The 25,493-nt window shown below is 35.2% G+C and carries 25 protein-coding genes, 1 tRNA gene and 1 pseudogene; 7 read left to right on the top strand and 20 right to left on the bottom strand.

The window, feature by feature from the left end; all coding sequences use genetic code 11:
• Window positions 1-2: 2 nt before the first annotated feature.
• Window positions 3-881, bottom strand: coding sequence for a DMT family transporter (locus tag AAHI99_RS01065; protein WP_342227848.1), 879 nt, complete (start codon window positions 879-881; stop codon window positions 3-5).
• A gap of 174 nt (window positions 882-1,055) precedes the next feature.
• On the opposite strand from AAHI99_RS01065, the gene dapB reads away from it, so the two are divergent.
• The 3 genes from dapB (at window position 1,056) to AAHI99_RS01050 (ending at window position 3,827) form a co-directional block, all read left to right on the top strand.
• The gene (dapB, locus tag AAHI99_RS01060; protein ID WP_342227847.1) at window positions 1,056-1,787 is read left to right on the top strand and encodes a 4-hydroxy-tetrahydrodipicolinate reductase; all 732 of its coding nucleotides are present in this window, start codon (window positions 1,056-1,058) and stop codon (window positions 1,785-1,787) included.
• Between the two features lie 38 nt (window positions 1,788-1,825).
• Window positions 1,826-2,461 (top strand): 16S rRNA (guanine(527)-N(7))-methyltransferase RsmG, encoded by a 636-nt coding sequence (rsmG, locus tag AAHI99_RS01055; RefSeq protein WP_342227846.1) that lies wholly within the window; start codon window positions 1,826-1,828, stop codon window positions 2,459-2,461.
• A 112-nt stretch (window positions 2,462-2,573) separates the two neighbouring features.
• Window positions 2,574-3,827 carry a hypothetical protein gene (locus tag AAHI99_RS01050; RefSeq protein ID WP_342227845.1) on the top strand — a complete coding sequence of 418 codons (1,254 nt, stop codon included), beginning with the start codon at window positions 2,574-2,576 and terminating at the stop codon, window positions 3,825-3,827.
• 291 nt (window positions 3,828-4,118) lie between these two features.
• On the opposite strand, the gene AAHI99_RS01045 is transcribed toward AAHI99_RS01050, so the two are convergent.
• Window positions 4,119-5,453, bottom strand: coding sequence for a hypothetical protein (locus AAHI99_RS01045; protein ID WP_342227844.1), 1,335 nt, complete (start codon window positions 5,451-5,453; stop codon window positions 4,119-4,121).
• A 405-nt stretch (window positions 5,454-5,858) separates the two neighbouring features.
• On the opposite strand from AAHI99_RS01045, the gene AAHI99_RS01040 reads away from it, so the two are divergent.
• Window positions 5,859-6,014 (top strand): integrase, encoded by a 156-nt coding sequence (locus AAHI99_RS01040; protein WP_342228386.1) that lies wholly within the window; start codon window positions 5,859-5,861, stop codon window positions 6,012-6,014.
• A 578-nt stretch (window positions 6,015-6,592) separates the two neighbouring features.
• On the opposite strand, the gene AAHI99_RS01035 is transcribed toward AAHI99_RS01040, so the two are convergent.
• The 17 genes and pseudogenes from AAHI99_RS01035 to AAHI99_RS00955 form a co-directional block, all read right to left on the bottom strand.
• Complete coding sequence (locus AAHI99_RS01035; protein WP_342227843.1) at window positions 6,593-7,810, bottom strand: IS256 family transposase; 1,218 nt, start codon at window positions 7,808-7,810, stop codon at window positions 6,593-6,595.
• Between the two features lie 163 nt (window positions 7,811-7,973).
• Window positions 7,974-8,396, bottom strand: a pseudogene (locus tag AAHI99_RS01030) (integrase core domain-containing protein); the annotation flags it as partial.
• Window positions 8,381-8,749: a hypothetical protein gene (locus AAHI99_RS01025; RefSeq protein ID WP_342227842.1), complete on the bottom strand. Its 369-nt coding sequence runs from the start codon at window positions 8,747-8,749 to the stop codon at window positions 8,381-8,383. The pseudogene AAHI99_RS01030 and the gene AAHI99_RS01025, both read right to left, overlap by 16 nt.
• Window positions 8,750-8,752: 3 nt before the next feature.
• Window positions 8,753-9,016: a hypothetical protein gene (locus tag AAHI99_RS01020; RefSeq protein ID WP_342227841.1), complete on the bottom strand. Its 264-nt coding sequence runs from the start codon at window positions 9,014-9,016 to the stop codon at window positions 8,753-8,755.
• Window positions 9,013-10,401 carry a hypothetical protein gene (locus AAHI99_RS01015; protein ID WP_342227840.1) on the bottom strand — a complete coding sequence of 463 codons (1,389 nt, stop codon included), beginning with the start codon at window positions 10,399-10,401 and terminating at the stop codon, window positions 9,013-9,015. Before AAHI99_RS01015 ends, AAHI99_RS01020 begins: the two co-directional genes overlap by 4 nt.
• A complete protein-coding gene (locus tag AAHI99_RS01010) occupies window positions 10,398-11,057 on the bottom strand; it encodes a hypothetical protein (protein ID WP_342227839.1) in 660 nt (219 codons plus the stop codon). Before AAHI99_RS01010 ends, AAHI99_RS01015 begins: the two co-directional genes overlap by 4 nt.
• A 22-nt stretch (window positions 11,058-11,079) precedes the next feature.
• Window positions 11,080-12,321: a hypothetical protein gene (locus tag AAHI99_RS01005; protein WP_342227838.1), complete on the bottom strand. Its 1,242-nt coding sequence runs from the start codon at window positions 12,319-12,321 to the stop codon at window positions 11,080-11,082.
• A 62-nt stretch (window positions 12,322-12,383) separates the two neighbouring features.
• The gene (locus AAHI99_RS01000) at window positions 12,384-13,058 is read right to left on the bottom strand and encodes a hypothetical protein (protein ID WP_342227837.1); all 675 of its coding nucleotides are present in this window, start codon (window positions 13,056-13,058) and stop codon (window positions 12,384-12,386) included.
• Window positions 13,059-13,341: 283 nt separating this feature from the next.
• Complete coding sequence (locus AAHI99_RS00995; RefSeq protein ID WP_342227836.1) at window positions 13,342-15,018, bottom strand: pyridoxal-dependent decarboxylase; 1,677 nt, start codon at window positions 15,016-15,018, stop codon at window positions 13,342-13,344.
• 35 nt (window positions 15,019-15,053) lie between these two features.
• Window positions 15,054-16,088, bottom strand: coding sequence for a DUF4037 domain-containing protein (locus AAHI99_RS00990; RefSeq protein ID WP_342227835.1), 1,035 nt, complete (start codon window positions 16,086-16,088; stop codon window positions 15,054-15,056).
• 4 nt (window positions 16,089-16,092) lie between these two features.
• Window positions 16,093-16,554 carry a hypothetical protein gene (locus tag AAHI99_RS00985; protein WP_342227834.1) on the bottom strand — a complete coding sequence of 154 codons (462 nt, stop codon included), beginning with the start codon at window positions 16,552-16,554 and terminating at the stop codon, window positions 16,093-16,095.
• 129 nt (window positions 16,555-16,683) lie between these two features.
• Entirely contained in the window at window positions 16,684-18,702 is a 2,019-nt protein-coding gene (locus AAHI99_RS00980) for a hypothetical protein (protein WP_342227833.1), read from the bottom strand.
• A complete protein-coding gene (locus AAHI99_RS00975; protein WP_342227832.1) occupies window positions 18,696-20,240 on the bottom strand; it encodes a hypothetical protein in 1,545 nt (514 codons plus the stop codon). Before AAHI99_RS00975 ends, AAHI99_RS00980 begins: the two co-directional genes overlap by 7 nt.
• On the bottom strand, window positions 20,224-20,661 hold the full coding sequence (locus AAHI99_RS00970; RefSeq protein WP_342227831.1) for a terminase small subunit: 438 nt from the start codon (window positions 20,659-20,661) through the stop codon (window positions 20,224-20,226). Before AAHI99_RS00970 ends, AAHI99_RS00975 begins: the two co-directional genes overlap by 17 nt.
• Before the next feature lie 117 nt (window positions 20,662-20,778).
• Window positions 20,779-21,225, bottom strand: coding sequence for a hypothetical protein (locus tag AAHI99_RS00965; protein WP_342227830.1), 447 nt, complete (start codon window positions 21,223-21,225; stop codon window positions 20,779-20,781).
• Between the two features lie 137 nt (window positions 21,226-21,362).
• Complete coding sequence (locus tag AAHI99_RS00960) at window positions 21,363-21,632, bottom strand: hypothetical protein (protein ID WP_342227829.1); 270 nt, start codon at window positions 21,630-21,632, stop codon at window positions 21,363-21,365.
• A gap of 154 nt (window positions 21,633-21,786) precedes the next feature.
• Entirely contained in the window at window positions 21,787-21,990 is a 204-nt protein-coding gene (locus AAHI99_RS00955) for a hypothetical protein (protein ID WP_342227828.1), read from the bottom strand.
• Between the two features lie 162 nt (window positions 21,991-22,152).
• Between AAHI99_RS00955 and AAHI99_RS00950 the strand changes: the two genes are divergently transcribed.
• The 3 genes from AAHI99_RS00950 (at window position 22,153) to AAHI99_RS00940 (ending at window position 23,513) form a co-directional block, all read left to right on the top strand.
• Window positions 22,153-22,458, top strand: a complete 306-nt coding sequence (locus tag AAHI99_RS00950) for a helix-turn-helix domain-containing protein (RefSeq protein ID WP_342227827.1) — start codon at window positions 22,153-22,155, stop codon at window positions 22,456-22,458.
• Complete coding sequence (locus AAHI99_RS00945; RefSeq protein WP_342227826.1) at window positions 22,365-23,390, top strand: tyrosine-type recombinase/integrase; 1,026 nt, start codon at window positions 22,365-22,367, stop codon at window positions 23,388-23,390. The genes AAHI99_RS00950 and AAHI99_RS00945 overlap by 94 nt, the downstream gene beginning before the upstream one ends.
• Before the next feature lie 46 nt (window positions 23,391-23,436).
• Window positions 23,437-23,513, top strand: a tRNA-Arg gene (locus AAHI99_RS00940).
• 281 nt (window positions 23,514-23,794) lie between these two features.
• Here AAHI99_RS00940 and AAHI99_RS00935 read toward each other — a convergent pair.
• Window positions 23,795-25,486, bottom strand: a complete 1,692-nt coding sequence (locus AAHI99_RS00935) for a glycosyltransferase family 88 protein (protein ID WP_342227825.1) — start codon at window positions 25,484-25,486, stop codon at window positions 23,795-23,797.
• Window positions 25,487-25,493: the final 7 nt, after the last annotated feature.

Here is a 25,493-nt window from a genome sequence, read left to right as displayed (position 1 = left end):
TATTATTTGATGAGAGGATCAGATTCTTTTTTCATATTCACTATCGCCGGAAGAATTAAACTTAATAATAATAGTGAGCCACCAACCACTGTAGTTTTTGCCAGCATTTCATGATTAATTAGCACTCCAAATAGGCTAGCAAATACCGGTTCTAATGCAAATATCAACGCCGCTTTGGGAGCACTTGTAAATTTTTGGTATTTATTCTGCAAATAATACGCCAAGCTGGTAGCAAATACAGCACAAAATAAGATGCCAACTAAAGCTTGCGGTTGCAAAGCAGCAATAAAAGAATGGTCTTTAGTAAATAAAAATACAAAAGGCACTGTAAACAAAAGTTGATAAAAAGCTAATAATTGATAATCACCTATTAATTGATTAATGCGTTGAAGGTAAGTAATTTGTAAAGAAAAAAAGATAGCACCCAAAAAAACCCATAGTTCACCATGTCCTATATAAAGATGTTTGATATCCATTAAGACATACAGACCTATAAATCCTATGCCCGCACACAATAAATCCAAGCTGCTTGGTTTTTCTAATTTAAACAACGGCGCTAGAAAAGGCACTAAAATAACACTTGCGCCCGTTATAAACGCCGCGCGCGAGGAATGCACTGTCTGCAAACCGATGGTTTGACAGAGATAAGCTCCCGCATTCAGGATACCAATGATTAAGCTGCCACGCAAAATAGTTCGGGTCGTATTTTTAAGCAAAATCCAGACATTGGGCAGCAAAACCAACGTAGCTAAAGCAAAACGTAAACTCACAAATACAAATGGATCGACTTCAGTCAACGCATTTCGAGTCAGGGGAAAAGTAATCCCCCACATCAAGGTGGCTAAAAGAAGATAAAGATTTGCTTTACTAGATAATTTCATAAAATATATACTCATTGGAATTGGATTTTTGGCAAGACCCGTGAGAATGAAGCAATCGAAATGTATTCAAGATACATGAGGATTACGAGTTGAGCAGCAACCAGCCAAAAATTCACATGCGAAGAATATAGAGTATAGTCACTCCCATCCCTAGCAACAACAGGAGAATTTACCGTGTCTATTCGAGTTCTTGTTAACGGCGCTGCGGGCCGCATGGGGCAAACCACTGTTAAATTTATTCATGCGGATAAAACTCTAGATTTGGTTGGAGAAACACACGATAAAGATGATCTAAAAAAATCTATACTTGCTGCAAAAGCCGATATTGTCATTGATTTCACCAATGCGACCGTCATATACGAAAATACAAAAAATATTATCTTAGCCGGTGCTCATCCTGTTATCGGTACCAGCGGTTTACTTCCGGAACAAATACAAGAATTTCAAAATCTTTGCGCTGAGAAAAATTTAGGCGGAATCATTGCACCGAATTTTTGTATAGGGGCTTTATTAATGATGCGCTTTGCCGAAAAAGCTGCGCAGTATTTTTCCGAATGCGAAATTATAGAAACACATCATGAAAATAAATTGGATGCTCCTTCTGCAACCGCTATAAAAACAGCTGAATTAATTAATTCTGCCAGAAAAAAACAACCTAGCACCAAAAAAATTCATGAAACATTAGTTGGCGCCCGTGGTGCCGTTAAAGATCAAATTCCGATACATGCCTTACGTCTACCAGGATTTCTCGCCAAACAAGATGTAATATTTGGTCATCTCGGTGGAAATCTGGTTATCGCCCATGAAACGATAGACCGTAATGCCTTTATGCCCGGCGTATTATTGGCTTGCAACAAAGTCATGTCGTTAAAAAAATTAGTTTATGGCTTAGAAACTTTTTTATAAAAATCAATGCACTATGCACATTAGGCGGAAAATCTAAAATGGCCGATTTTAAACAATTACATATCGAACTTTTAAAACAATTAAACGAAAATCATTTTAACATTGATGATGTGACCAGCAAAAAATTAATTGAATATATATTGCTTTTGCATAAATGGAATCAAATACATAATTTAACCAGTATTCGCAATCCTTTACAAATGCTCACCAAACATATTATCGATAGTCTTGCTATTAGTCCTTATTTACAAGGTCCACACATTCTTGATGTGGGTACGGGCGCTGGTTTACCAGGTCTTCCTTTAGCGCTTACACATCCTCAATATCGTTTTGTATTATTAGATAGTAATGGAAAAAAAACCCACTTCTTAACGCACGTCAAACAGACTTTAATGATTAGCAACATAGATATCATTTCTGTACGCGTTGAAAAGTACCATCCCGAAAATTGTTTTAATAGCATAGTAAGTCGAGCCTTTAGCCAGCTCAATGAATTTTTACATAAAACAAAACATTTATGCTGCGAAAATGGGATTTTTTTAGCGATGAAAGGGCAATATCCCAATGAAGAAATCAATGCATTGGATATTGATTTCAAACTTATTGATGCGAAATCATTACAAATTGCAGGTCTTGATGAAAAAAGACATGTATTGATCCTCGGCTTAAATTAATAATAAATAAAAATTTCTTTATTAATTTCTTGTTAGTTAAGGAAAATTTAATTATTCTTTCTTATAATTAATTTTCAAGAAAAAATTTATTCCTGCTATAAAGGATAAAAAAATGCCAGTTACTGAAAATACGCCTTTACTTTGTTCAGCAGAAACTAATTCTTTTTCTTTTTTTCAAAAAATTACAAGAGATCCCATGCTAACCATTAAAAAAATAGGTTTAGCTGGCGTTTCAGCATTTAGTGGGTATATGTATTGGCCTTCATCTTTCAATGCAGCTAAATCAGTCAGTCCCTCGCTTCAATATCTAGCTGCATTAGGTGGAAGTCTAACGAATTCAATCTTTAATTATGAAAGTTTTATTAACCTTGCTGAATTACCCCAATTTCGTACGATGCCTGGGAAATATGTCACTGCAATGCTATTTTCTATTGCTTGTGTGGCACCTAATTTTCTCATGAATATATATGATGATGAAAAGAAGGAATATGCCAATAATACCCAGATGGCTTTACAGGGTTGTGCTGCTGTTTTAAATATCTGGGTGAATTTAGTAGGTACTTTAGAATTAATTCAAAATATATTTTCACTAGCAAAAAGAAATAATATCGATACGCAAAAAAAAGAATTAATTGCAAGAATTAGCCAAACCATTGAAATTTTTTCTCAATTACCCATAGAGAAACAAACTGAAACACGCTTCAATACTATACTTAATCCATCTAAAATAATTTACCGTTCTCTTTATGCTGGTATTAGCTTACTGAGTCTTCCACAATTTGTAGCTTATGTATTAATAAGTTATTTTGGCATGAAAAATTTAGCCGAGAATGCATGGAATATAGATAAAACAGTTAGCACGATATTAGGATCGATGGCCGCTATTGGCAACGGCATACCTGGCGCAGGATTTTCTATTAAGGGTATAAATTCCATCAGTAAAAAATTGATGTCCTTAGAAAAACCCTCTTTGCTGGCTGCTTTTTTTGTATTGCCTGCATCATTCTCTGGATTCACCACACATAAAGCCATGGCGGATAGTTTAAAACAAATGGGATATTCTGGTCCTATAGTTGAAACTCTAAATTGGAGCAGCAATTTAGGAGCTGTTTTCTTTTTTAATTTCCCACAAATGTTAGCTTTAGCAAACAGATTTGGCCAAGATGCACCCGTTATAAATGATGAACTAAATGTTTTAATGAAACATCTTGAAGATCAAGTTAAAAATTTAGACGCTTCGAATCTGCAAAATTTTAAAACTGAATTGCCTAATACCGTAAGCAATTTTTTTAACACTTATCACGCTGCTGAAAATACGGATAGACAAAACTTTCCGCTATTTAGCATCAATAGCTCTCCTGTTTAAAAACTTAAATCTAACGATGGATAGCTAGCTAACCACTAGCTGAGTGAGTTATAAACTGTTAGAATGCCGATTCTTTTTAGAGTTGCGCCCGTAGCTCAGCTGGATAGAGTACCAGGCTTCGAACTTGGTATTTAGTTTTAAAAATCATTAATAATCAACAACTTGCGATATATTGGTTACACTACAATTTATCTAAAATGACTGAAATTGCGCTAGAATAAACGTCACTGCGTTACAAATTCCCTATTATGAAAAAATTCATTACTATTGCTGAGGATAATTTTAAGTTCTTTACATTGAATTTTTTTGTTTTCCTGCACGTGGACTTATTGTTTCTTCAGCAATATTCATAAAGATTTTTGAGTTAGTGTTAATATTAATCTCAATACGCTGAAACGCAGAGAAAAAATTTGAACGTGGCGAATAAATGTTACTGTTAATACATTGAGAAGCAACTTTTTTTAAAAACAAACAAACTTCCAAAGGTAGCCGCGGTTGCAGCGTTGAGAGACACAAAGCAAGATTTTCTTCTGTTTTAATCTGTGTCTCTACTTTTACTACATTATCTGAATCTATAATTTTAAGTGCTGAAAGAAAAGATTTAGATATTAGCTGTGCTTTCTCTTGACGTTCTTTTTCTTTTTTAGTTAGGATCAAAGAATCAACATGAGCTTCAAAATTCTGCTTATTCGATAAATCCTCAGAAAGTTTTTGAACAGCTTTTGAAATTTTGTCTAAAGATTCTGGATTAATCTCAATACTATTTTCACCAATCTTATAATATTTTTCCTTAAGTCCAAAGTGTTCAATGCTCGAAGCAGGAATTTTTTTTTCGCCATCAAAATAAGCTTTTAAAGTAGTTCGTTTATGTGAATCTATATTATTTGAAATTGATTTTGTTGCAATAAAATAACCTAACATTCCATTTTCTCCGGCTACCCCAACGATTCTATAGGTAGTAAAACCACTTTTTTTCTCTCCTGTTTTCCTATTAATTCTTGGTAAAGTCTTTTGATTTTCTGCAAGAATATATTCTGGGTATATCTTGGTATTGACACATTTCATAGCTCTTAATTTTTCTATCCCCTGCCTTATCGCCTTCTCATTTTGGATAGAATCAATAAACACATTACCATCACCCATAAATGTATCAGGGTGTTTTAAAACTATTTTATCTATATTTTTTTCTCTAAAATACTCTAGTACTCTTTTTATTTCTGTGTCTATGTTTAAAGATAAACTAAATAAGGTATATTCTGGCGAAACTTCAGGAGGCAAATAAAGTCTTTGATATACTTTATTAGATAATTGTTGCATTAGCCAAAGTGAGCTGTTATCAACGTAGTCATAACTATTTTTTACTTTACTGCCCCTGTAGTGACTTCTGTCCGTAATAAGTATTTTTTTCTTACCGGTTTTTGTTTTAGATTTGTAGGATCCTATTCCAAGTTTTCTATAATCTAGCTTAATATGAAAGTCAGGGAATCCTTTATCGAAAGCTGGTCCAATCTTCGAGGTATTTCTCCCTAATCCTGAAAAAACCAGTGGCTGTACTTCGTAAATAAGAATGTTCCCTTTTTTATCCAGACTGCAGTCAATAATAAATGAATATACATTCTCTGACATTTTTTACTTTCCTGTTTAACATAAATAGTAGGAGTTATAGTAAATTACTTAAATTAACTTAGACTTAAGGAAATATTAGATATTCAAAGGAAACTCAGCACAGGGCAAAAAAATTCTGGAGGGGAATGTTTTAGGATTAAAATGAAGAAATGTCGATTTAATAAGGCGACATGCTTTTGTGAGTGCATCACAATCAAAAACTAGAACGGCAATACCAGTCCCTCTTAATGATAAAGCGATAGATCTTATCCGAAAACAGATGGGTAAACACATTGAGTTTGTGTTTACTTATAAAGGTAAACCAGTTAAGCAATGTAATACAGCTGCTTGGCGCAAAGCATTTTGAAAAGAGCTGAAATAGACAACTTTCATTGGCATGATTGCGCCATACATTGTTCTTGGCACATTCAAAATGGGACGTCATTACAAGAGTTACAGCAATTGGGTGGATGGTCTTGTTTTGAAATGGTTCTACGCTATGCACATTTAAACAGTGGACATCTTCAGAAAGCAGCAGGGAGAATTGTTACAAATTCCCTACATCACTATCAAATTGCTTAAGCAAGAGACTAGCTGGATGAAGGATAAACTGTTAAAATGCCGGGCTCTTTGGGATCATGCGCCCGTAGCTCAGCTGGATAGAGTACCAGGCTTCGAACTTGGTATTTAAATTTAAAAATCATTAATAATCAACAACTTGCGGTACTTTGCAAACTTAATAACCTACTGAAAACCACGGTAGTTTACGTAGATTAAATCTCAGTCTGGTACAATTCTGGCACACAACGTTCTAATAATACTTTGGATGTATTTCAGATAACCTAGAATAATTTTTATAAAAATTATTAAAATATTTCGGCCATACGTTGGATTAATTGAGTTAAACGTTGTTGCGAAGGTTGTTGATGCACGGCAATGGCTAAAGCTTTCGATGAGACATGGAGAGCACGAAGTGCGGTCGAAGAGCCCGCGATAGGCGTGCGTTGACGGGCGAAGCAGGAAACGCATCACGCCGTCAAGTCATGATGGTAGCCAGTGCGTGGCGGACGCCGGACGAATCGGGGCTTAACATAAGTCACGTGATGCGAACAAATTTTGGGGACACGAGAGCCTGTAAACCATTTTGTGTAAATGCCGAGTTAGGAGAATCTGCCCTCGAATTCGATAGCGAATCGATTCATAGCAGCTCTCCAGTCATGTAAAGACATAGTCCACTTTTGTGATGCCTTCTGTACAGCTAAATATACAACTTTTAATGCCGATTGGTCATTAGGAAAAATTTTACGATTATTAATCGATTTTCTAATAACACTATTGAGTGATTCAATGGCATTGGTAGTATAAATAATTTTCCGTATGTCGTCAGGATAATCAAATAAGGTCACAATATTACTCCAGTTTTTATGCCATGAACGGCTAATGGCTGGATATTTTTTATCCCATTTTTCACTAAACAAGAGAAGTGCTTCTTCCGCTTGCTCAATAGAAATAGCACGATAAATAACCTTAAGATCCGCTACAACGGCTTTCATGTCCTTATGCGGTACGTAGCGTAACGAATACCGAATAAGATGCACAATACATAGCTGAATTTTAGTTTTTGGGAATACCGCATTTATCGCCTCTGGAAATCCGCTTAATCCATCAACGCAAGCAATAAAAATATCCTTAACTCCACGATTATTTAATTCGGTTAATACAGAGAGCCAAAATTTTGCACCCTCGGTTTCGGCTATCCACAAGCCTAGTAATTCCTTTTTCCCCTCAGCATTAATGGCTAAAGCTAAATAAATGGATTTATTGATGACCCGTTTATCTTGATGACATTTAACAACGATACAATCTAAATACAGGATGGGATAGACTGCTTCTAAGGGACGATTCTGCCAGACCGTAACCTCATCCATAACGGCTTCAGTTACTTTAGAAATCAAGCTATGCGATACCTCGGCACCGTACATTTCTTTGAACGTAGCCGCAATATCGCGTGTGGTCATACCTCGGGCATAAAGCGCTAAAATCTGTTCATCAAATTCCGTGAGACGCGTTTGGCCTTTGCGAATAAGTTGGGGTTCAAACGTACTATTTCGGTCTCTAGGCGTGTTCATTTCAACTTCGCCAAAATCACCCTTTAATCGCTTCGGCGAATAACCATTGCGGCTATTTCCCGTATTCTTGCCTTCTATCGCGTGCTTTTCGTAGCCAAGATGCTCGTCTAGTTCAGCATCCATTGCTCGTTCTACGGTGAGTTTTAATAGCTGCTTGCTGAGAGCAGATATATCTTTTTCACTCTTTATAGATTTAGCCAATTCGTTTATTAATTTTGGGTCTAGGTTTATTTCTTGTTCTTGTTTCATTGCTTATTTCTCAAGTAGCACTAGCGCTTTTGTCCGCTAGCTTAGTTAATAATAAGCACTTACACAATTTTATTTACAGGCTCCCCAAAGCCAGCATAATTTCTTAGTTGTAGTGGTTCAAACTTAATGTGACAGTTACCCATTTTTTCAGTCGTGCTTACTGTCAGTTGAAGTTAAGACTGTCAACTTTTTCCTGCCAGATTTTTTTACCCTCAAAAAATGTTTCTATCGGCGTACGCCCACAGCACATTTTTCCTTGATGAGTTCGCTTGTTATTGTAATAAGCGAGCCAATCATCCAAGTCTTTTTGCAATTCGTCAAGAGAAGCATAAATCTTTTTACGAAATGCCACTTGATAAAATTCCTGTAAAATCGTTTTATGAAAGCGTTCACAAATTCCGTTAGTTTGCGGATGATAGGCTTTTGTTTTGGTATGCTCAATCGCATTGACGGCCAAATACAGCTCATAATCATGTTGTTCTACCTTTCCACAAAACTCAGTGCCACGATCGGTCAGTATGCGTAATATTCCCATTTCATTTAATTCAAAAAATGGTAATACAGTCCCATTTAATAATTCTGCAGCTGGTTCGTAAATTGACTCGCTGTTTGCTGTGCTTGTTGTTGCTGCATAGGGCTACCTAACATTCCTTTAGCCGCTGAAGCTCTGTTCCCTGCGCTTAATGCTTGATTGAGTTGAAATTGATAACCGGGAGATTGTTGATAACCTTGACCGAGTTTATTTAATAAATCACCTGGATGGTTTAATAGTTGATCGTATTGTCCTTGTAATTGCGGAAAAACCGCATTACCCCTGTCAACATAAGGTTTTAAATACTGTTTTAAGATATCGGGTATTTGATTGTAATAATTCCCCGCCTGGCTAGCAGCATCATTACCTCCCCATAAAAAGTTTCCAATATCACCAAAAACACTCATGTCTTAGTCCAACTGAAATACTTTAAAATGACCATTGACGTTACCTTTAAATTGCTGAGTATTCATGTCATAGATCAAACGACCCGTTTTATTGGGTTGATCTAATTGCGTAATAATGGAAGTCGGTTTGAGTGGCAGTTGAAAACCTTCATCGGATAAGTGGGTTTGTAGTAAAGTTGTTATTTGCTGTAGCCATAAACTCCACGCAGAAGTCCATTGTCCCTCTTCATTAATCGGTTTTTCATGCGGTAAGTTAGGAATCTTCATAGAATACTCAAGAGGCCATTGCCCACCACAAAACGATCCTGCCCCCAGAAATTAAACTGTAAGGTCAGATCATTGGTGCGACCTAAGCGCCACCAACTTAGTTGATTTTGTCGATGCGCTAAGGGATTTAAAACTTTAGATAGCGCTGAACAAAAAGTAATTCCTCCATCTTTGGATAAGGATAAATCCACCCGTTGTAGAGACGAACTATGACCTTGCTCGATAGGAATTGTTAATTTTTGTGCAATAAAATAATTCGTATCAGCAGAACGGATGGGTGGTGTAATTCTAATTCTTGGAATCTCTTTTCCGTCGGCTTCGTTATAGCAGGAATTTAATTCATACACATGGCCATCAATAAAACTAATAAAATAATAACTGCCATGAAAGTAAACTGCTTTTTTAGCAATATGTGCATCCAACGATCCATTAGTGAGTGTAAAAAAATGCTGGGTATTAAAATCATAGGCGTACGTTAAGTTATCTTCTGGAAAAGTCAGCTGATAAATTAAATGTCCATCTTGTTTGAATAAAAACCCATAAGCATTGTTTGGATTTTTTAACTGCGAAAATTTAAAGTTAATCCCTTCGGTAGAAATTTGCTGAATCGAACCCCCATCACTTAATAGAATGACAGGACCTGATTTCTCATTACACGCTAACCAAACAGTAAACTGGTCACTTGCAGCAATCGTTGCTGGATTTAAACAGCCATAGTCAATATTGAAACTGGAAGCACGTTGGTAGGGAAATAGAGTTAACCCTATATCAGACCAACATTCTGTGACCGTAGATCCTATAACAAAAAGCGCATTACCTCTTCCTGGTAAAGGGACCACCGCTAAGGGATTATCCGCTTTAGTTTGAAATTCACCGACATGGCTGCTATCTTGAGGCCACTGCAAACTATTTTCTTCATCACACAAACGCCACTCAGCATGTTCACTATCAGGCGCGATAAAACGACCATTATGATAAGCAATAAAGCTAGGAACAAAATCTAATTCCGCTTTTTTAAACGTTGAATCACGGACATTAAAAATAAATATATCTTTTTGATCGCAAATTGCTATCTCCTCTTTTTCGTTTTCTGTAATTAATACTTCGCCTGTAAAGGTTTCTAGACTACCAATATGTTGTGCATACAAGGTTCGGCCGATGATGTAGACACCGTTATCGATGACGGCAATTAAATGATTAAAACGCACACTGTTAAATAATCCGCGCCCCGATCCTTTTTCTGCAATCGCTAATACTTTTTTATAACCGGCAAATGGAACGAGGAATTCATCACTCACTAGCATATTAAAAGTTTGTTCAGCAGATATTTTTGGGTAACGACCAAAACCATTGCCACCGACCATCGCGACAGGAAGCTGTTTCATACTGTTTTCGAATGAAACATGAAGATCTTCTCCATACTCAGATCAAGGGGGGATGCATCAAGTAATTTTCTTTCTATTTCTTTTAGTTTTCCTTTAGCTGAAAAGGGATGGTTATAAAGATCACATAAATAATCGGCTAAACCATAGCGAAGATAGAGAAGATAATCGCGATCAAAGATCGCACTTAAATCATCATTAGGATTGACTTCGGTTAAACCAAATTTCCCAACGAGTTTAAGAGAATAAGTCTTATCCGGTGTGGGACTTAAAAAAAGAAGACTTCCCCCTTTGGTTTTTTCTAAATGATAAAACCGTGGTCGTAAAAATAAAGAAGAATCTTGATTAAAATATTGTTTTCTTCCTAATAAAGGTAAGGACTGTAATAAATAACAACTGGGTTTTTCTTCACTTAATGTTAATGAATCTAAACTCAGTAAATGCTGAACAAACAGTTCTTCCGAATGCGCTACACAAGTGAGTTGTTGAACACGCGTATAAGGAATCATTCGAGCATTCGCATTCTGCAAGGCCAAAAAATCATTCAGATGTTCAAGCCCATCGCTTAGTTGATCACCACTGACGGTTTCTGCTTGGGCTGCGACGATGCCCGATAAATTCCAGGCCTTAGTAATTATTTCAGTCACCGTACAACTCATGCGGGATCCTTTTTATTATTTTTTATACTGGAAACACAATCCTCATGGCATATTCATCCACTAAGGTCGAGCCCCAAATCACATCATGCACAAAACCACGTTGATTTTGACCGAACAATGAACCGTAATACATGCGTAAAGAAACACCCGTATCAGAATCAGCTTGATTAGCTGTCGGAAAAGGAACTTCTTCCGGTAAACGGGGCATGCCCACGTATAAGGCATTGCCCCCGACAATTAAACCTGCCCGATGGTTAGGTAAGGCTTTGATTTGCATGCCTTTGACAATGTTAGTGGTGATATTCTGATACGCAGTACTCGAATCAGCCACTAAAGCGGGAAAAATATTAATCGTCACATTGCCTTTATCATCTGAAGCCGCATCTTTAATTACCCGACATTGCACAGGTTGTGCTGAGGGTTGATGGCCAATGAAGGTTAAGTAACGCAGTTTAAATACATCCGTATCTTGAAATTGAATAAGATCGTTCGTTTTAAAAGCATTCGCTGATTTCTTATCAACACCACTTAAGGTTAACTGCGTGATATTTTTACCACTCGGATCATTGGTGCTTTCTACCGTTAAAAGAGTACTCGCATTTCCACAATCTCCTGCTAAATGAATGGGTAATAAATTGGATTGATAAAATTGAGCACGTGCAAAGTTGCCGAGTTCCCAGGAATTAGCCGTTTCTTTGTTTCGATCTAAAACAAACTGGCTAAGACCACTATTAATAATGGAGGGGATAGCCATATCCGGTAAATACACTTTGGGAGAATCTTGCGTTGCGCCATAATTACGGTAATTAGCTAACATCTGCGCCAAATCACCATAACTATTAAGCGCTTTTTTTCCATCACCATAAAAACGATAGGTATGTGTTAAGGCATTGCAAGCAACATCGGCTTCTACTTTGGCTGATAATTCTGCAATGGCAGCTTTACCAAATTTTTCCATATAATCTCTGACATTAAAAATAAACTGCTGCACATTAAAGGCATATGCGGTATTGGCGGCTTTATCAACAGTCAGTGTATGTTCACGATGTTCAGAGTCTTGAAATTTTGCAATCAAAGAATCGTTGGTGACATAGCGAGGCGGTTTATCAAAACTAATCGTATCACCTAAATTCGCTTCGATTTTTTCAAAGTTTTTAAATTGAGTATTTGCTGTGGAAACAAAACAATTAAGATTTAATAAATAAGCTAAACTTGAGGCTTGATAGGTAACAACTTGTTCTAGATTGTTATTTGGCAATGCCATGAAAAATAATCTCCGTACATTCGTATTATTATTGTGGAGATAATGGTTAAGTGAATCAGCAGTTAAGCGCGTAACCAAGCTTGATTACGATAATCACTGACGGTAACTGGACCATTATCTATTTTTGTTAATGAGGGTGAGAGTTGAGAAAGAGGTGGATGTGCGATTGGCCCTTGTTTTGCAGCTTGATTTTGTTTAATGGAATCCGATAAGCGCTGTATTTCTAAAGCACCCATTTTAGGATTCAATTGAGCTAATTGTTTTAATATCACCGCTTTACTAGGATTTTTACCTAATTCATACATAATTTCTGCGGTATTATCAACATTATTAGCGAGTTGCACTACTTCAGGAAATTTGTGTACTTCTAGATTCGCTAATGTTTCTTCAAAATCGGGATATTTATCTTTGGCTAAACTTAATTTACTTAAAAACTGTTGTGCGATTTGTTGAGCTTGCCATTCATTGACTTGTTGAGACGTATGATTGGAAATCATATTTTGTACATCTTCTGTCGTTAGCGGCGTTGAAGTTTGGCTAGAAGCAGAAGTATTCGCTTGTTGAGCTAATTCTTCTTTGGCTACCTTTTTACCTTGTTCATACGCATGATTTTTTGCTTGTTTAACGACATTATCAACCACGGATTGCGGTATCGTTTTTTCAACAGGTACGGCGGATTCAGTTTCAATGTTTGCTTCAGTATTGGGTATATTTTCCATCGTTATATTTTCATTCATTCTTCACTTCCTCCGACATTATCCCCGTCACGATTAAGCCTTAAAATCGTCTAAGTCCCGACTATTTACTCCGGATAGCTCCGTAAAATCTCCACGACGCAGGAGTCTCAATAAATACTTTTATAGTATTTATTGGATTATTATCTAAATACCTAATGTAAATTGCCAACGGTATATATGGGGGTATGGTTAGGAAAATTTTCTTGAAAGTGTATTAGATTGAAAATTCAGGGTTGCTTTCTACAGGTAAAGAAAAGTTAATATGCATTAATTAAAAAAAAATTTACCGAGGAGGTGTAGATAGGTTAGAAACATTACTTACAACTAAATTATCCATATTAGATTCAAATTTATACTTTAAACTAATTAAGGAATCTAGAATATTAATTATATCCTTTTCGGTTGTAAAAAGAGACATTGGATATATTAAATAACAAGGTAATGGCTCATCTATGCTTTGAATTTTATAAAATGGTACAAATCCTATAAGTGGCAAGTCTTGAAGTTCATTAAATATTTTATTATAAATAAAATCCTTAAATTTTAAACAAATATTAATGTAAGTATTTTTCTCATCTATAGATGATAGCAATATCTCATTCCAGGATTTTTTATCTGCAAAAAAGTTTATTTTTATCAAAGTTTCAAAACCATTTGTATTTGAGTTAATTATATGAATATACATATTATAAGAATCTAAAATAATCTTTCTAAATAGGTTTCCAATTGCTAACATTTTAATTAAATAGTGTTGAAAACCAGTCCAGCCTAATTTTTGTAAAGCAACATAAGCAGAAACGATGCCAAGTGAACTTCGAGAATTCTCTAATGAAAAATGATGCACATGAAAATCTCCAAAATTATTCAAATTTTTAAGGTTAGATTCTCCATGTTTAGTAAGAGAATATATATCTTGATGATTTTTTACAATAAAGAAAGTTGAGCAATAAGGCGATAATCCTGTTTTATGAAAATCAGCAGAAAAAGAATCTGCATGAGCTATTTGGGAAATAGATTTATAGATAGTTAATATTTTTTTAGGATTTATTTTCATATCGAGCTTATTAATATTAATATCTTTAAAAAAGAGCCAAGCCCATCCTGCCACACTATCAGCATGAATGTGGGGCATTTTTTCTTTCTTATATTTCTCAAACAAGATATTAACTATTTTTCTAATTTCAAAAATAGGGTCAATGCACATATCAATCGTGGTTCCTGCATTTAGGATAATACAAACAATAGTTTTATCATCTTTTAGCAATTTTTCTGTCTTTTTATAAAAATCAGATAAAATCATTTTTCCCTTAGTATCTGTATTGATTTGTATAAAATTAGCAGAACCAATACCTAGATAATTACAAATATCAGGAATAGAATAATGCGCACGATCACTTGCAATAACAAAATATTCTTTTTTAATTCCTTCATTAATAATATCAATATTAAATTTATGTAAGCCTATTTTAATAGCATACAATAGAGTGGCTTTCCCCCCATAGGTTGATAGTCCTTCTGAAAGTTTAAAGTCCCATCCAATTAGTTCGGTTAATGCTTTTATAACTTTTTTTTCAAAAAATATGATATCACCAGATGTAAAATCCCATAAAGCATTTTGGTTATAAAGAGAAGCAACTGTAGTGGCGGCTACTGTAACTAAAAGAGGCGCGGGCGCAATATTAAGTAAAGCATAAGGGCTATTCCAACGCACTCTTCCTTCAAATATTTCCGCTATTTTTTCAATAATTTTTTCAGTTGAACTCAATAATAGTGGTATTTCATTAATTTCATTTGATATAGACTTATCAATTAATTTTATTTTTTTGTGCTTAATTGGCGACTCTGTAGATATATTTTCCGAACTAATTTTCAATATTGATTCTATATTTTTTAATAAAATATTATAATTTTTTTCTTTTGGATCTAGAAAGTTTTCATTAATAAATTTATCTGTCAACATGATTTATTTTACTTATTTTATTTTTTTAAAATTATTTATTTAGAGAGCGACAAATTTTCACTAATAGTATTTATTACATTCTTCGAACCCAGTTTAAAAAAAGCTACTCCCGCAGCCGCTGTAACTATACCCACTGGTAGTAACCAATTGTGTTTATTTAAAATAAACTGTGAGTCATTTGCAGGAGTTTTATCTAAAACAGGAAAGTCAGAATTGTACTTTCTTAAACTAGTTGCAATCGAATCAACTATTTCTTTTTTCTTTGTATATATATCTTTATCATTTTCAATGTTTATTAGTTCTTGTATATTATTCGCTAAATCATCAGGTTTATCTATTAATTTGTAAATTTTCTTATTGATTTCTTTTTTAGAGTAAAAGTAAATTTTATTATAAGAAAAAATAGTTTGTAGAGAACTATCAATAAAAAGCTGAACTAGATCATTGAAATATATATAATCATTACGATATGCGGCTAAATTCATTCTATCTTGATAATAAGATAAAAATCCCTTTTCTTCGAATAAAACTTTATGTCTCAAATTTTCTGGATATATTTTACATAGCTGTTTAATCTCACTTAATTTATTTTTCCTTTCAAATAAAATTGAGCCGTCTGCAACAGCGGCAACAAAAGCCATGGGATAATAGAATCCTTTTCTTTTATAATCCATTTTAATAAGAACATCTTGTATATTTTGTTTCATTTCATCTAATGAATAAAATGAAGTACAAACCTCTATGCCGTCCCAATCAAAATCATCAGACACACCATACTCATTGGAAACATAATTTAATGCATAAATAAAATTTGATCTGACATGATCTTGTATAAATTGAGTTCTACTTTCCAATGCAGGTGGAGTTTTATGATAAATTAAAAAAAAATCAAAATCTGAAAATTTATCTCTGGGTAATCCTTGCAATGATCCAACTAACATAATCCCGAAGATATTTGGTATTTTTGAATAATAGTCTAGGACAGCTATGGATATTTTTTTTCTTTTTTCAATACTTTGTTCCTTATCAAAGGAATCATTTAAATATTTTTCTGTGTTTAATTTATACATTAATTTATTCCTTTAAATAATTATTTTTTTGTTCTAAAAATTTATCAGTAATTCTATTGGAAATTAATTCTACATTGGAATATTTGCCATTTTTGCTTTTCATTATCCATGCAAATAAATCTGGACCAGAAATATTTCCCTGAATAGATGACGGATTAATTAATTGATATTCAGCCTTTATTTGATCGGTTCTTGGAAATAAATGAAAATGAGGTATCTTTAATCCCTCACCAAAAGAAAGACAGTATACATAATTTGTTTGTATGACTTCTTTAATGCAAAAAATTGCTAAGGCTAAAATATGGCCTAATGAGCTCAATATTTCTGGAGATTGTTCGTGAAAAGGTTTATTTTTATTAAAAAAGAGAATGAGATACCCAGGAATATTGAAAGAAGTAGTATGCTCTAAAGTATAAAAATTATTTTTATATATAATTGGAGGAGCGAATACATCCTTTTCTTTCATTTGAAATTTCCATTCTCACTGATTAAACCTATTATACAATATTATTTCGAAATATAAGATAATATAATTTTTTATATACAAAAATCTTAATTTGATGCCTTCAAGAATGAGAAAAAAAGTTTACCTTGACTATCGATTTTTCATCGCCCACTCAATTTCCTTTGCCAAACGCTCAGTTTGAGCTTTTTGCAGCTGTACAAGATTTTGGTTGTGAGCTATTTGTACATCTGCCATAAGTTTCATTCGATCGGTGTCGATGGAGTTTTTGGTTAAGCCTAATTCCATCGTTTTATGTGCATGCTGTAATTGATTCTGTTGTAATTCCGCTGCAAGTTTGGTTTTTTCTAAATTGATTTTTTCTTGAAGAGGATTTGGTTGATTCATTTGCTGCTGTTGCTGGAATTTTAATTGCTGAACGAAGGTTTCGGCTTGTGCTTTCAATTGATCAATGCCACGTATTTCTAAGTTGTCCAATAAGATGGGTAATCCTTCCGTATTGATAAACTGAGCAAACAAGGGAGAGGCTTGCATCAAGGCAATGATTTTCTGTAAAGCTCTAGATTTTTGTATCGCAAAATTAACACCCGCACTAATAGATACTTCTAACTGTTCACTGCGATATTTGAGATCAATGCCTCCTTGTTGATTGATGAGTGCATAATTACGTTTACCATTCGCTAAAGTAATGGGTAAGGTTCTAGGTGTTACATAATACTTAGGAATAAGATCGACAATAATCTGTGCTATTTGATTTAAGGATTGCAAGAAACTCACCACATACGGCATAGCGGCCGCATTGGATTGCGTAGCACCTTCTACAATCGCGATTCCACTGAGTTGATTGTTGTTAATACCAAGTGATGCATCATAGGATCCTAAAATGGATTGCATGGTTGCATCTGTGCTGGTAAAGGTTTGAATGATTTCAGGCGGCGCACTGACACGCCCAACTTCTTGTGGTGGCGGTAACGGAATCGTTCCTTGGCTGCCTTCTTGAAAGGCGTTATACACTAAGACGCTGGCTTTTTGAGGATTGGTATAGGCTTCTAAATATTTTTCAGGTATCGCTTCAGCAGCAACTTTCCATTTATGCATGACCATGTTTTCAAGCTCATTCGCTAAGCACTGACCCGCAAAGTTTTTTAATTTTTGATTACCGATTGCATGATAGACATATGGGCGTGTTACTTGCTTAGTTTGACCATTGTTACTTAAACGTATCGAGTTTCCATCGACGTAAACGATCGGTAAAAATTGATAACTTGTTTCTTCATGGCTTAATACAGTGGATTCGATCAAGCGATATCGATGGATTGTTTCTAGAGCAGTGGTTCGTTCCTCTAGGATATGAGGGATCTGATCCAATCTGCCTGTTTCCTGCCAGTGTTGAACAAGTTTTTGGTATTCTTCTGATAGCAAAGTATGACCATTACTTAAACGAACCAATTTTTTAGATTTTTTCTTTTTTACATAATAATCACATAACAATAAAACCTCTTCCTGTTGGTTTTGATAAGACCAACTAAATCCTTGTAGATTTTTAGAAAATTTAATCGTGGATAAATCAATATCAGGATATTCTGCTCGAAATTCTTCTTTTGTTTTGGGAATCAACTCAAAACAATAACGACCATCACCTTTGTGCGGCAAAATAGCTAAAGGATCAAACCCAACTAAGGTCGGATCATAGACCCTGCCTATTTTAATTACTTGATCAAAACTTTTTTCATGTTGATATTCAGTCCATACTTTCATGGCACTAAAGCCGCCACTTAAGATATCGGTATAAACTTCATAGGAGCAGCCATTATGATTAGCTTCATCAAAGATCGATCGCAAATGACCTTCTAAAATTAAAGGTAAGTTGGGATCTAATCCACTCTGATCTAATAAACGCACGGTAATAGAAGGTTCTTGCTTAGAAAACTCACCTCTTAGTCGAGAAATAAACGCTTCTAGACTATTAAATTCAAGAATAGGTTTGTTGGTTTCGCGTAAAGCAGCTCGATCAGCTTCTGAAAGGGACGATTGAAAAACAAATTGGCGAAAATAATTAAATCGTTTTACATTCTCTTGAAAGTATTCATGACTCTTTTCAATATTTTTTTTGATAGCAGATAATTGATCCTGATGTGCTTGAGCTACCATAGACGTTCTTCTTTTAGTCGATTAACTTGCTGAAAATGTCCTGCTAATTTTGAGATAACGCGATTAACATCATGACGTTGCTGGTTTTGAAAAAGAATAGATTGCTCGATTAATCCAAGCTTAATGCCATCGTATAAAGTGTCAGCAATATCATCAAACCGATGTGTATTATTAGCCGTAATTTTTTTACAGTGAGCAATACAAGCTTCAGTATGCTTACCATGACGAGGTAAGGAGATTCTATGGCTCGCAATAATTTGCTGTATCTCAAGAAAGCGAGTGATTTTACTACCCGATTGAGCGGAGCGTTGTATTTCTCTTATCTCAACGCCTCGCCAACTTTTTAAAAGTGAAAGCAACGTGACGCCGGTGGATTTCTTCTCAATCGCAATACAGCTAGGTTTTACTTTATGACGGCTCGCTTGTAGATAGAAATGTCGTAATTCATTTTCGAGATCTTTAGGTTCAATATGCAACTCAACGCAATCGATCCAATGCAGTCCTAATACCTCCGTTTCCGCTGATTCATTTTTAATGTGATATAAGCCCCAAAAACTAAATACAGTTGCATCATTATAAGTTTTATCAGTCTCTGCGGTATCAATCGTTATAAAGGTTGCTAAAAACTCAGGTTTTTCATCTAATAAATAAAACCATTCGGGCTTAAATATTCCACCGCCAGCGGGTTGTGGATCTTGTTGATATTGTGCAGCAAATTCATAAGGTCTCTCAATTTGAAGCTTAAACAATTGCTTTTCATTGTGCATCAAGGGATTTAAAGCATTACCGGCAGAATCTAAAGCCGGTAATATAAACGTTTCCCAGGATTGTGTTTTAATCAGATGACTCGGTAAATCAGCTTCATGTAATCGCTGACCAATAAAAATAATCGGTGTCTTACCAGGCGAATTCACACGGCTTTGTAGAGTATTGTAATACCAATCAATGACACCTTCACGCATCACATCACTGGTCACTTCATCCGGCTTATGAATATCATCAATAATAATCGCACCTGAGAAACGATCGACATTCTGTAACCCTGCACCACGTCCTGTAATTGTCCCGCCACTACCCGCTGCAAACACGCAGCCACCTTGTGTTGTTTCAAAATTGTCTTTAGCGCTAGAGGTTTCGGATAAATTAACATTAAATAGTTTTTTGTACTGCGGCAATGCCATAATCTGACGAATGGTCTGTGTTTGTTTTTTTGCTAAAGAATGTGAATAGGAAACATAAAGAAATTGTGAATCGGGATAACGTGATAGGCTCCATGCCACAAAATGAATGAGTAATTCCGTCTTACCATAATGTGGGGGAATATTAATTAACAGAAGGGGTACTTCACCGCGTAAGGTCTGCGTTAATGCTCGACATAGAGTCATCACATGGGGTTCGCGGCAAGTAGGCTGAGAAACGCTAAATTTACGCCCTGTGCGTAATGAGTAAAACACTTGAGTAAATAATAACAAGGATCCCCAAAGCTTAGCTTTTGTTATTAAGGTTTCTTTATGAGGAATCTCAATATTCTTTACCATGTTGTTTTATGAGATCTTCTAATTGTTGGAGATCAGGATCTGTTTTTATATTGACATTGACATGCTTTTCGGGGGAATAGTGACCTTGCATTTTATTCATTTCAGCAATGGCTTGAATAGCACTATTTACCTTACTTGAAATTAAGTTTTCTTTATTTTCTATAAACGCTTCAACAATCTTCTTTAACTTATCCAGTTTCCATTCATAACTAACAGTCATTTGACTTTCTAAATCAGACTGTAAGGATTTTAAATAGATTTGGATTTTAGGGTTTGCTTTTAATCGGTGTCCTATCGTTTTAGCAATATGGGGTGAATAACCTGCTGAAATAGCCGCTTGAGTCGCATTATGCGGAGGAATGATAAAATTTTGACAAAACTTAGTTTGCTTAATTGTTAAACCATTAGGTAATTTGCTCATCTTAAAATTATCCTTTTCCGTCTTTTAAGTTTTTAATTATCCTGCCATTTTTTTTAGCTGACAAATGGCTTATATAGTGGTGTCAATAAATGCATCTTCGGCAGGTGCGCCAAGTACCTAGCGGCCAGCATGGTAACTAATGCCGTCGGTTATTTGACGAGAATGCGGAGTTTTTATCATCACCACCCCAGTCAAGATCCTTGTTACGGTGGGTAAACCTCTGCTATTTAAGTCAATAAAACAATCATACATATGAGAATCTTTATCGGATATGTTGTTACCATAAGGATTATGTTTGAACTTGCTGCAAGTCATAACAGGCGAGGTAAGGGACGATACCCCCATTTTTGCCTCCCCTAATACGAACCCATTTCCGCTTTTTTGTATTTTCTCTAAATATTCCCAAAGGTTCTTTGCTTCTTGGCCGGAAAATTGGATATATGCAGAAGAATCACTTGGATCGACCACTTTAGGTTCTATTTTTACAGTCACACTAGCGTAAGTAACTGCAGGTATAAGGAAAAAGCTACATAAAACCAATCGAGTCAATTTATTCAATAGCATTTTTTATTGGCCTCTATGTCTTGTGATTATTATAATATTGCCCAAACTTACTGTAATCAGGATATCTTATTCTTGGGCTATTATAAATACTACTTGACGGGTCATGGCAAACCTTCTTGGTGCCTGATACTGCTATGTTATTGCAATAGATCATTATGGGTTGATTCGAAGAATTGTTGCCATTGAGAATAAGGATCTGTCCCTGCAAAGTAATTGGTAACTTGTTTTATTGTATTACGTGCACCCATATTGACCTTCCCTATGTATATTGGGATTTCAAGTGTAGTGTATCGAGTTCGACATTTATGGCAGTGACGTCTTCTTTTAGCGAAATTTCCATCTTCTATATCAAGTGAGGCACATACTTTGGTTTTGCAATAATTACATTTTAAATTAAGGCATTTCATTTAATATTCCTCGTTACATTCAGCAGTTTGGCCAGCCTGCTATTTTTATTTTTTATTAATTGCTTTTCTTGTTCCTTTCTTCGTAATCTCATTCGGGAGCCTATGACTCGTTGTAGTAATTTTTTTATGAACATACTCTTTATCTCCTTTTTTATTAATTCCAGACCAAATTATTATTTACTAAGCACCATTGGCAGCAAAAGGTGTTATCAGGACAACTTGGCCAAGTTTGTATTTCGCCGCACTGACGACAATTAACTGTTTTAGTGTAAATAGGTGAAGGTATTATGGGATCTAATCCTTTTAGCATGAGATAGGTTTCTACCATGGCTTTTAACATGCTTGGATTATCTTTCACTTCATCCCAATCATCAGCTGCTAGAGTTTTTAATTGCTCCTTGTTTTTATTTTTTATTAGGTCTTTATTTTAAATAGAAAAAACGTCCGCATGTGGACGTTTTTTTGAAATAAAATAACGTTATTAATTTGATTATTAAAAAAATAAAAAAGGGGTTCTTAAATGAAAACTTTTAATCTTGAAGAAGCTGCGGAGTTTCTGAAGATGAATCCTGAAGGACTTAGAAGATTAGCAGCCACTAAAAAAATACCTGCTGGTAAACCAGGAAAGTGTTGGTGTTTTTTGGAAGAAGACCTTGTTAATTATCTTCGTTCGCTTTACGATAATCCTTGCAAAGTATCGCAGGGTGTCTCTAATAATAGGAGAGAAAAGATATGGCACTCTGTAAAAGAAACGATATCTGGTGGATCAGACTTTCTCATAGTGGAAAAAGAATACAACGATCTACTGGGACTTCAAACAAATTAGCAGCACAAAAGTTACATGATCAGTTAAAAGCTGACTTGTGGCGACAAAGCAAGCTAAATGAGAAACCTGAACCATTATGGCAAGAAGCCGTAGTTAAATGGTTAGGCGTTTGTAATCGTAGAAGTATGCGTAGTTTAGACGAAGCTAAATTTCATCTTAAATGGCTTGATTTTTATTTAAAGAATAAAAAATTGAATGAAATTAATGACATTACGGTTGATGAAGTTATTAAAGCCAAAAAAGAAAAAGGTGTAACAGCAGCAACTGTGAATAGGATGTTAGAAGTATTAAGAGCTATCCTTAAAGCTTCCATTAAGTGGGGTTGGATTGACAAATCTCCTTCCATATCACTACTTAACGAAGGACTTGAACGAGAACGTTGGTTAACCAAAGATGAAGCAGAACGGTTACTTAAAGAGTTACCCTCACATTTATCCGATATGGCAGCTTTTTCTTTAGCTACCGGTTTGCGCAAAGCCAACGTCATAGGATTAAGATGGAAAAATGTTGATTTAGTTAGGCGACATGCCTTTGTGAGTGCATCACAGTCAAAAACTAGAACAGCAATTCCAGTACCTCTTAATGCAGAAGCTGCGGCAATTATTGCTAGGCAAATAGGCAAACATATTGAATTTGTTTTTACCTATGAAGGAAAACCTGTAAAGCAATGCAATACAGCTGCATGGCGTAAAGTGTTAAAGCGAGCAGGGATAGAAGATTTCCACTGGCATGACTTACGTCATACATGGGCATCTTGGCATGTTCAAAATGGAACATCCTTACAAGAATTGCAAATATTAAGTGGGTGGTCATCTTTTGACATTGTATTACGCTATGCGCATTTAAATAGTGATCAGCTTATGAAGGCTGCCGAGCGTGTGTCTGGTACAAAATTGGTACATTCGGTCCAAACGGCAGCAAAAGGAGGCTAGCTGGATGAAGGATAAACTGTTAGAATGCCGGGCTCTTTGGGATCATGCGCCCGTAGCTCAGCTGGATAGAGTACCAGGCTTCGAACCTGGGTGTCGGGGGTTCGAGTCCCTCCGGGCGCACCAGCAAAATCAAATACTTACCTCTTTTTTTCATAAAACTTCAAAAGATTCTTACGCGAATTGGTGTGCCAATTTAAAGACCAATAAATAATGATGTAATCAGGGTATAACGGAGTAATTTCTTCACTGTTTTTCTTTTAGTTTACTATCAGAAAAACTTTTTAAACTTTGTAACATCCGTAGCAAAATATTTCCTATACTGAGTAAGTTACATATTCCAAACGGGTGGAAAGCTTGATCATAAGACTCAATGAAAAGGACAAATAACGCGCCAGAAAAAAATCTCAAGAAGTAAGTAGGCTTGCAATAGGCCAAGAGTCTTCGCTAGAAGAGTCTCTTTTTAGCATAACCCTACCCATGCCCGACCTCTCACAACTTACGGCAAAAAAGATATTCTTTTTAAACTTCTCTATTAAGGCTTGAGTTTTACTTTTCCCTAAAGAAGCATCAAAACCTGGATATTTGTTGTCGAAATCGTGTAGTTCTTTGGCAAGAGACTCTACATCAAGCAGCTTATCATGATCGCCATCCAAAGCACTTAAAATTTTTTTTAAAGCATTAATTTTAGCATGCCTTGCACTTTCTCTATAAAAACTAAAGGTACCGTTTAAATCCGCTTCGATCCTTGTTATATGATATTGAATATTTTCTTTTAGTTCCAAAAATTCCTGAGGTAATTTATCAAACTCTGTTTTTATTAATTCTTCTCGTAATTTTTGAGCAGCATGTCCACGGCCAGTCCAAGAAAGATGTCTTATTTCACTAGGCTTATCACAAGCCGCAAGAGTTGCCATTGACTTACAAAATGACGCGTCTAAAGGCAGAGCACTGTCTAGTTGAAAAGCCGATTCCAAACCATAACATTTAAAAGTATATGGTCGTAGCGTATCATTAAGAGAGTGCTTCTTAAAAAGCGCCGGTAATACCACTGAGGGGCCTGTTGAAGCAATGACAGTTTGCATATATAGAGCATTATATACCTCCTCAACCATAATATTACAAAGTGTATTATCATCAAAAACTATTCTTTCACGCATCGCATTATATTCATTCTGTGGCATGGTAAGCCATGCTAACCACCCTGTTTTATTCCTAAAGTAAATACGCAAACTTTCTGCATTAATTTCAGGAGATAATCCCAAAACTCTAAAGACACGATTTATAAATTTTTCTGGTAGATGCTTTTTCTCATTTTCTAATTTTGCACGTATATCTATGGGAGTTAGCCACTTCTCCTCTGATTCATTTTGTATAGCATCCAATTCAGCCATAGCATTGATCTGCAAGTTAGCTAAATTTTTTAGAAAATTAACCAAGAAAATAGGGATCACTTCCTCTATTTTTTTAATGCAATCATCAAGATAGGTGCTGTAAGAAAAATTTTCATCATGGTTTTGATAAGAATTAAGAATGCCGTTTTGAATAGATTGAATATTACTAAGAGCAGCATCAGAATTCACTACAGCAATTACATCATTATTAAGACTAAGGATATTAGCTCCTCTAATAGAAACACTACCTATATTTAAGAGAAGTGGGAAGTCTACATTTATATTATTAGGAAGTAAGTGAGTATCAACTTTAATATCAAAATCAGTATAGGTCCCCAAATTATAGACTTCACCAATCCAACGCAAAATATCACTAGCTGCGGCAAGATTACCACCCTTGCCTATGGCCGCTATTTCCTTTTGATAGCAATCCAATAATTCCTTTTCTTGAATTGTTTTACAGTTTGGCTCAATATCCGATACAACATTAATTGGCTTAATTTCATTACAGACACAGAATTCCTGTAAATTAATTTCTTCCTTTTTAGAGAGCAGTCGATTATCATAAACTAGATAAATTTCATCAGAAGGATTCTTCTGGCGCATTTCTACAAGATTCATCCGATTTTCAATCGGCATAAATAGATCTGCTTCTTTGCTCAGCCAAATTTTAACATGCCGATGTGGATTAAATTTATATGGCATCGAGTTA

The organism is Rickettsiella endosymbiont of Rhagonycha lignosa (assembly GCF_964031165.1).
In the GTDB taxonomy this organism is placed as follows: Bacteria; Pseudomonadota; Gammaproteobacteria; order Diplorickettsiales; family Diplorickettsiaceae; genus Aquirickettsiella.
This window is presented reverse-complemented; position numbering and strand designations above follow the sequence as displayed.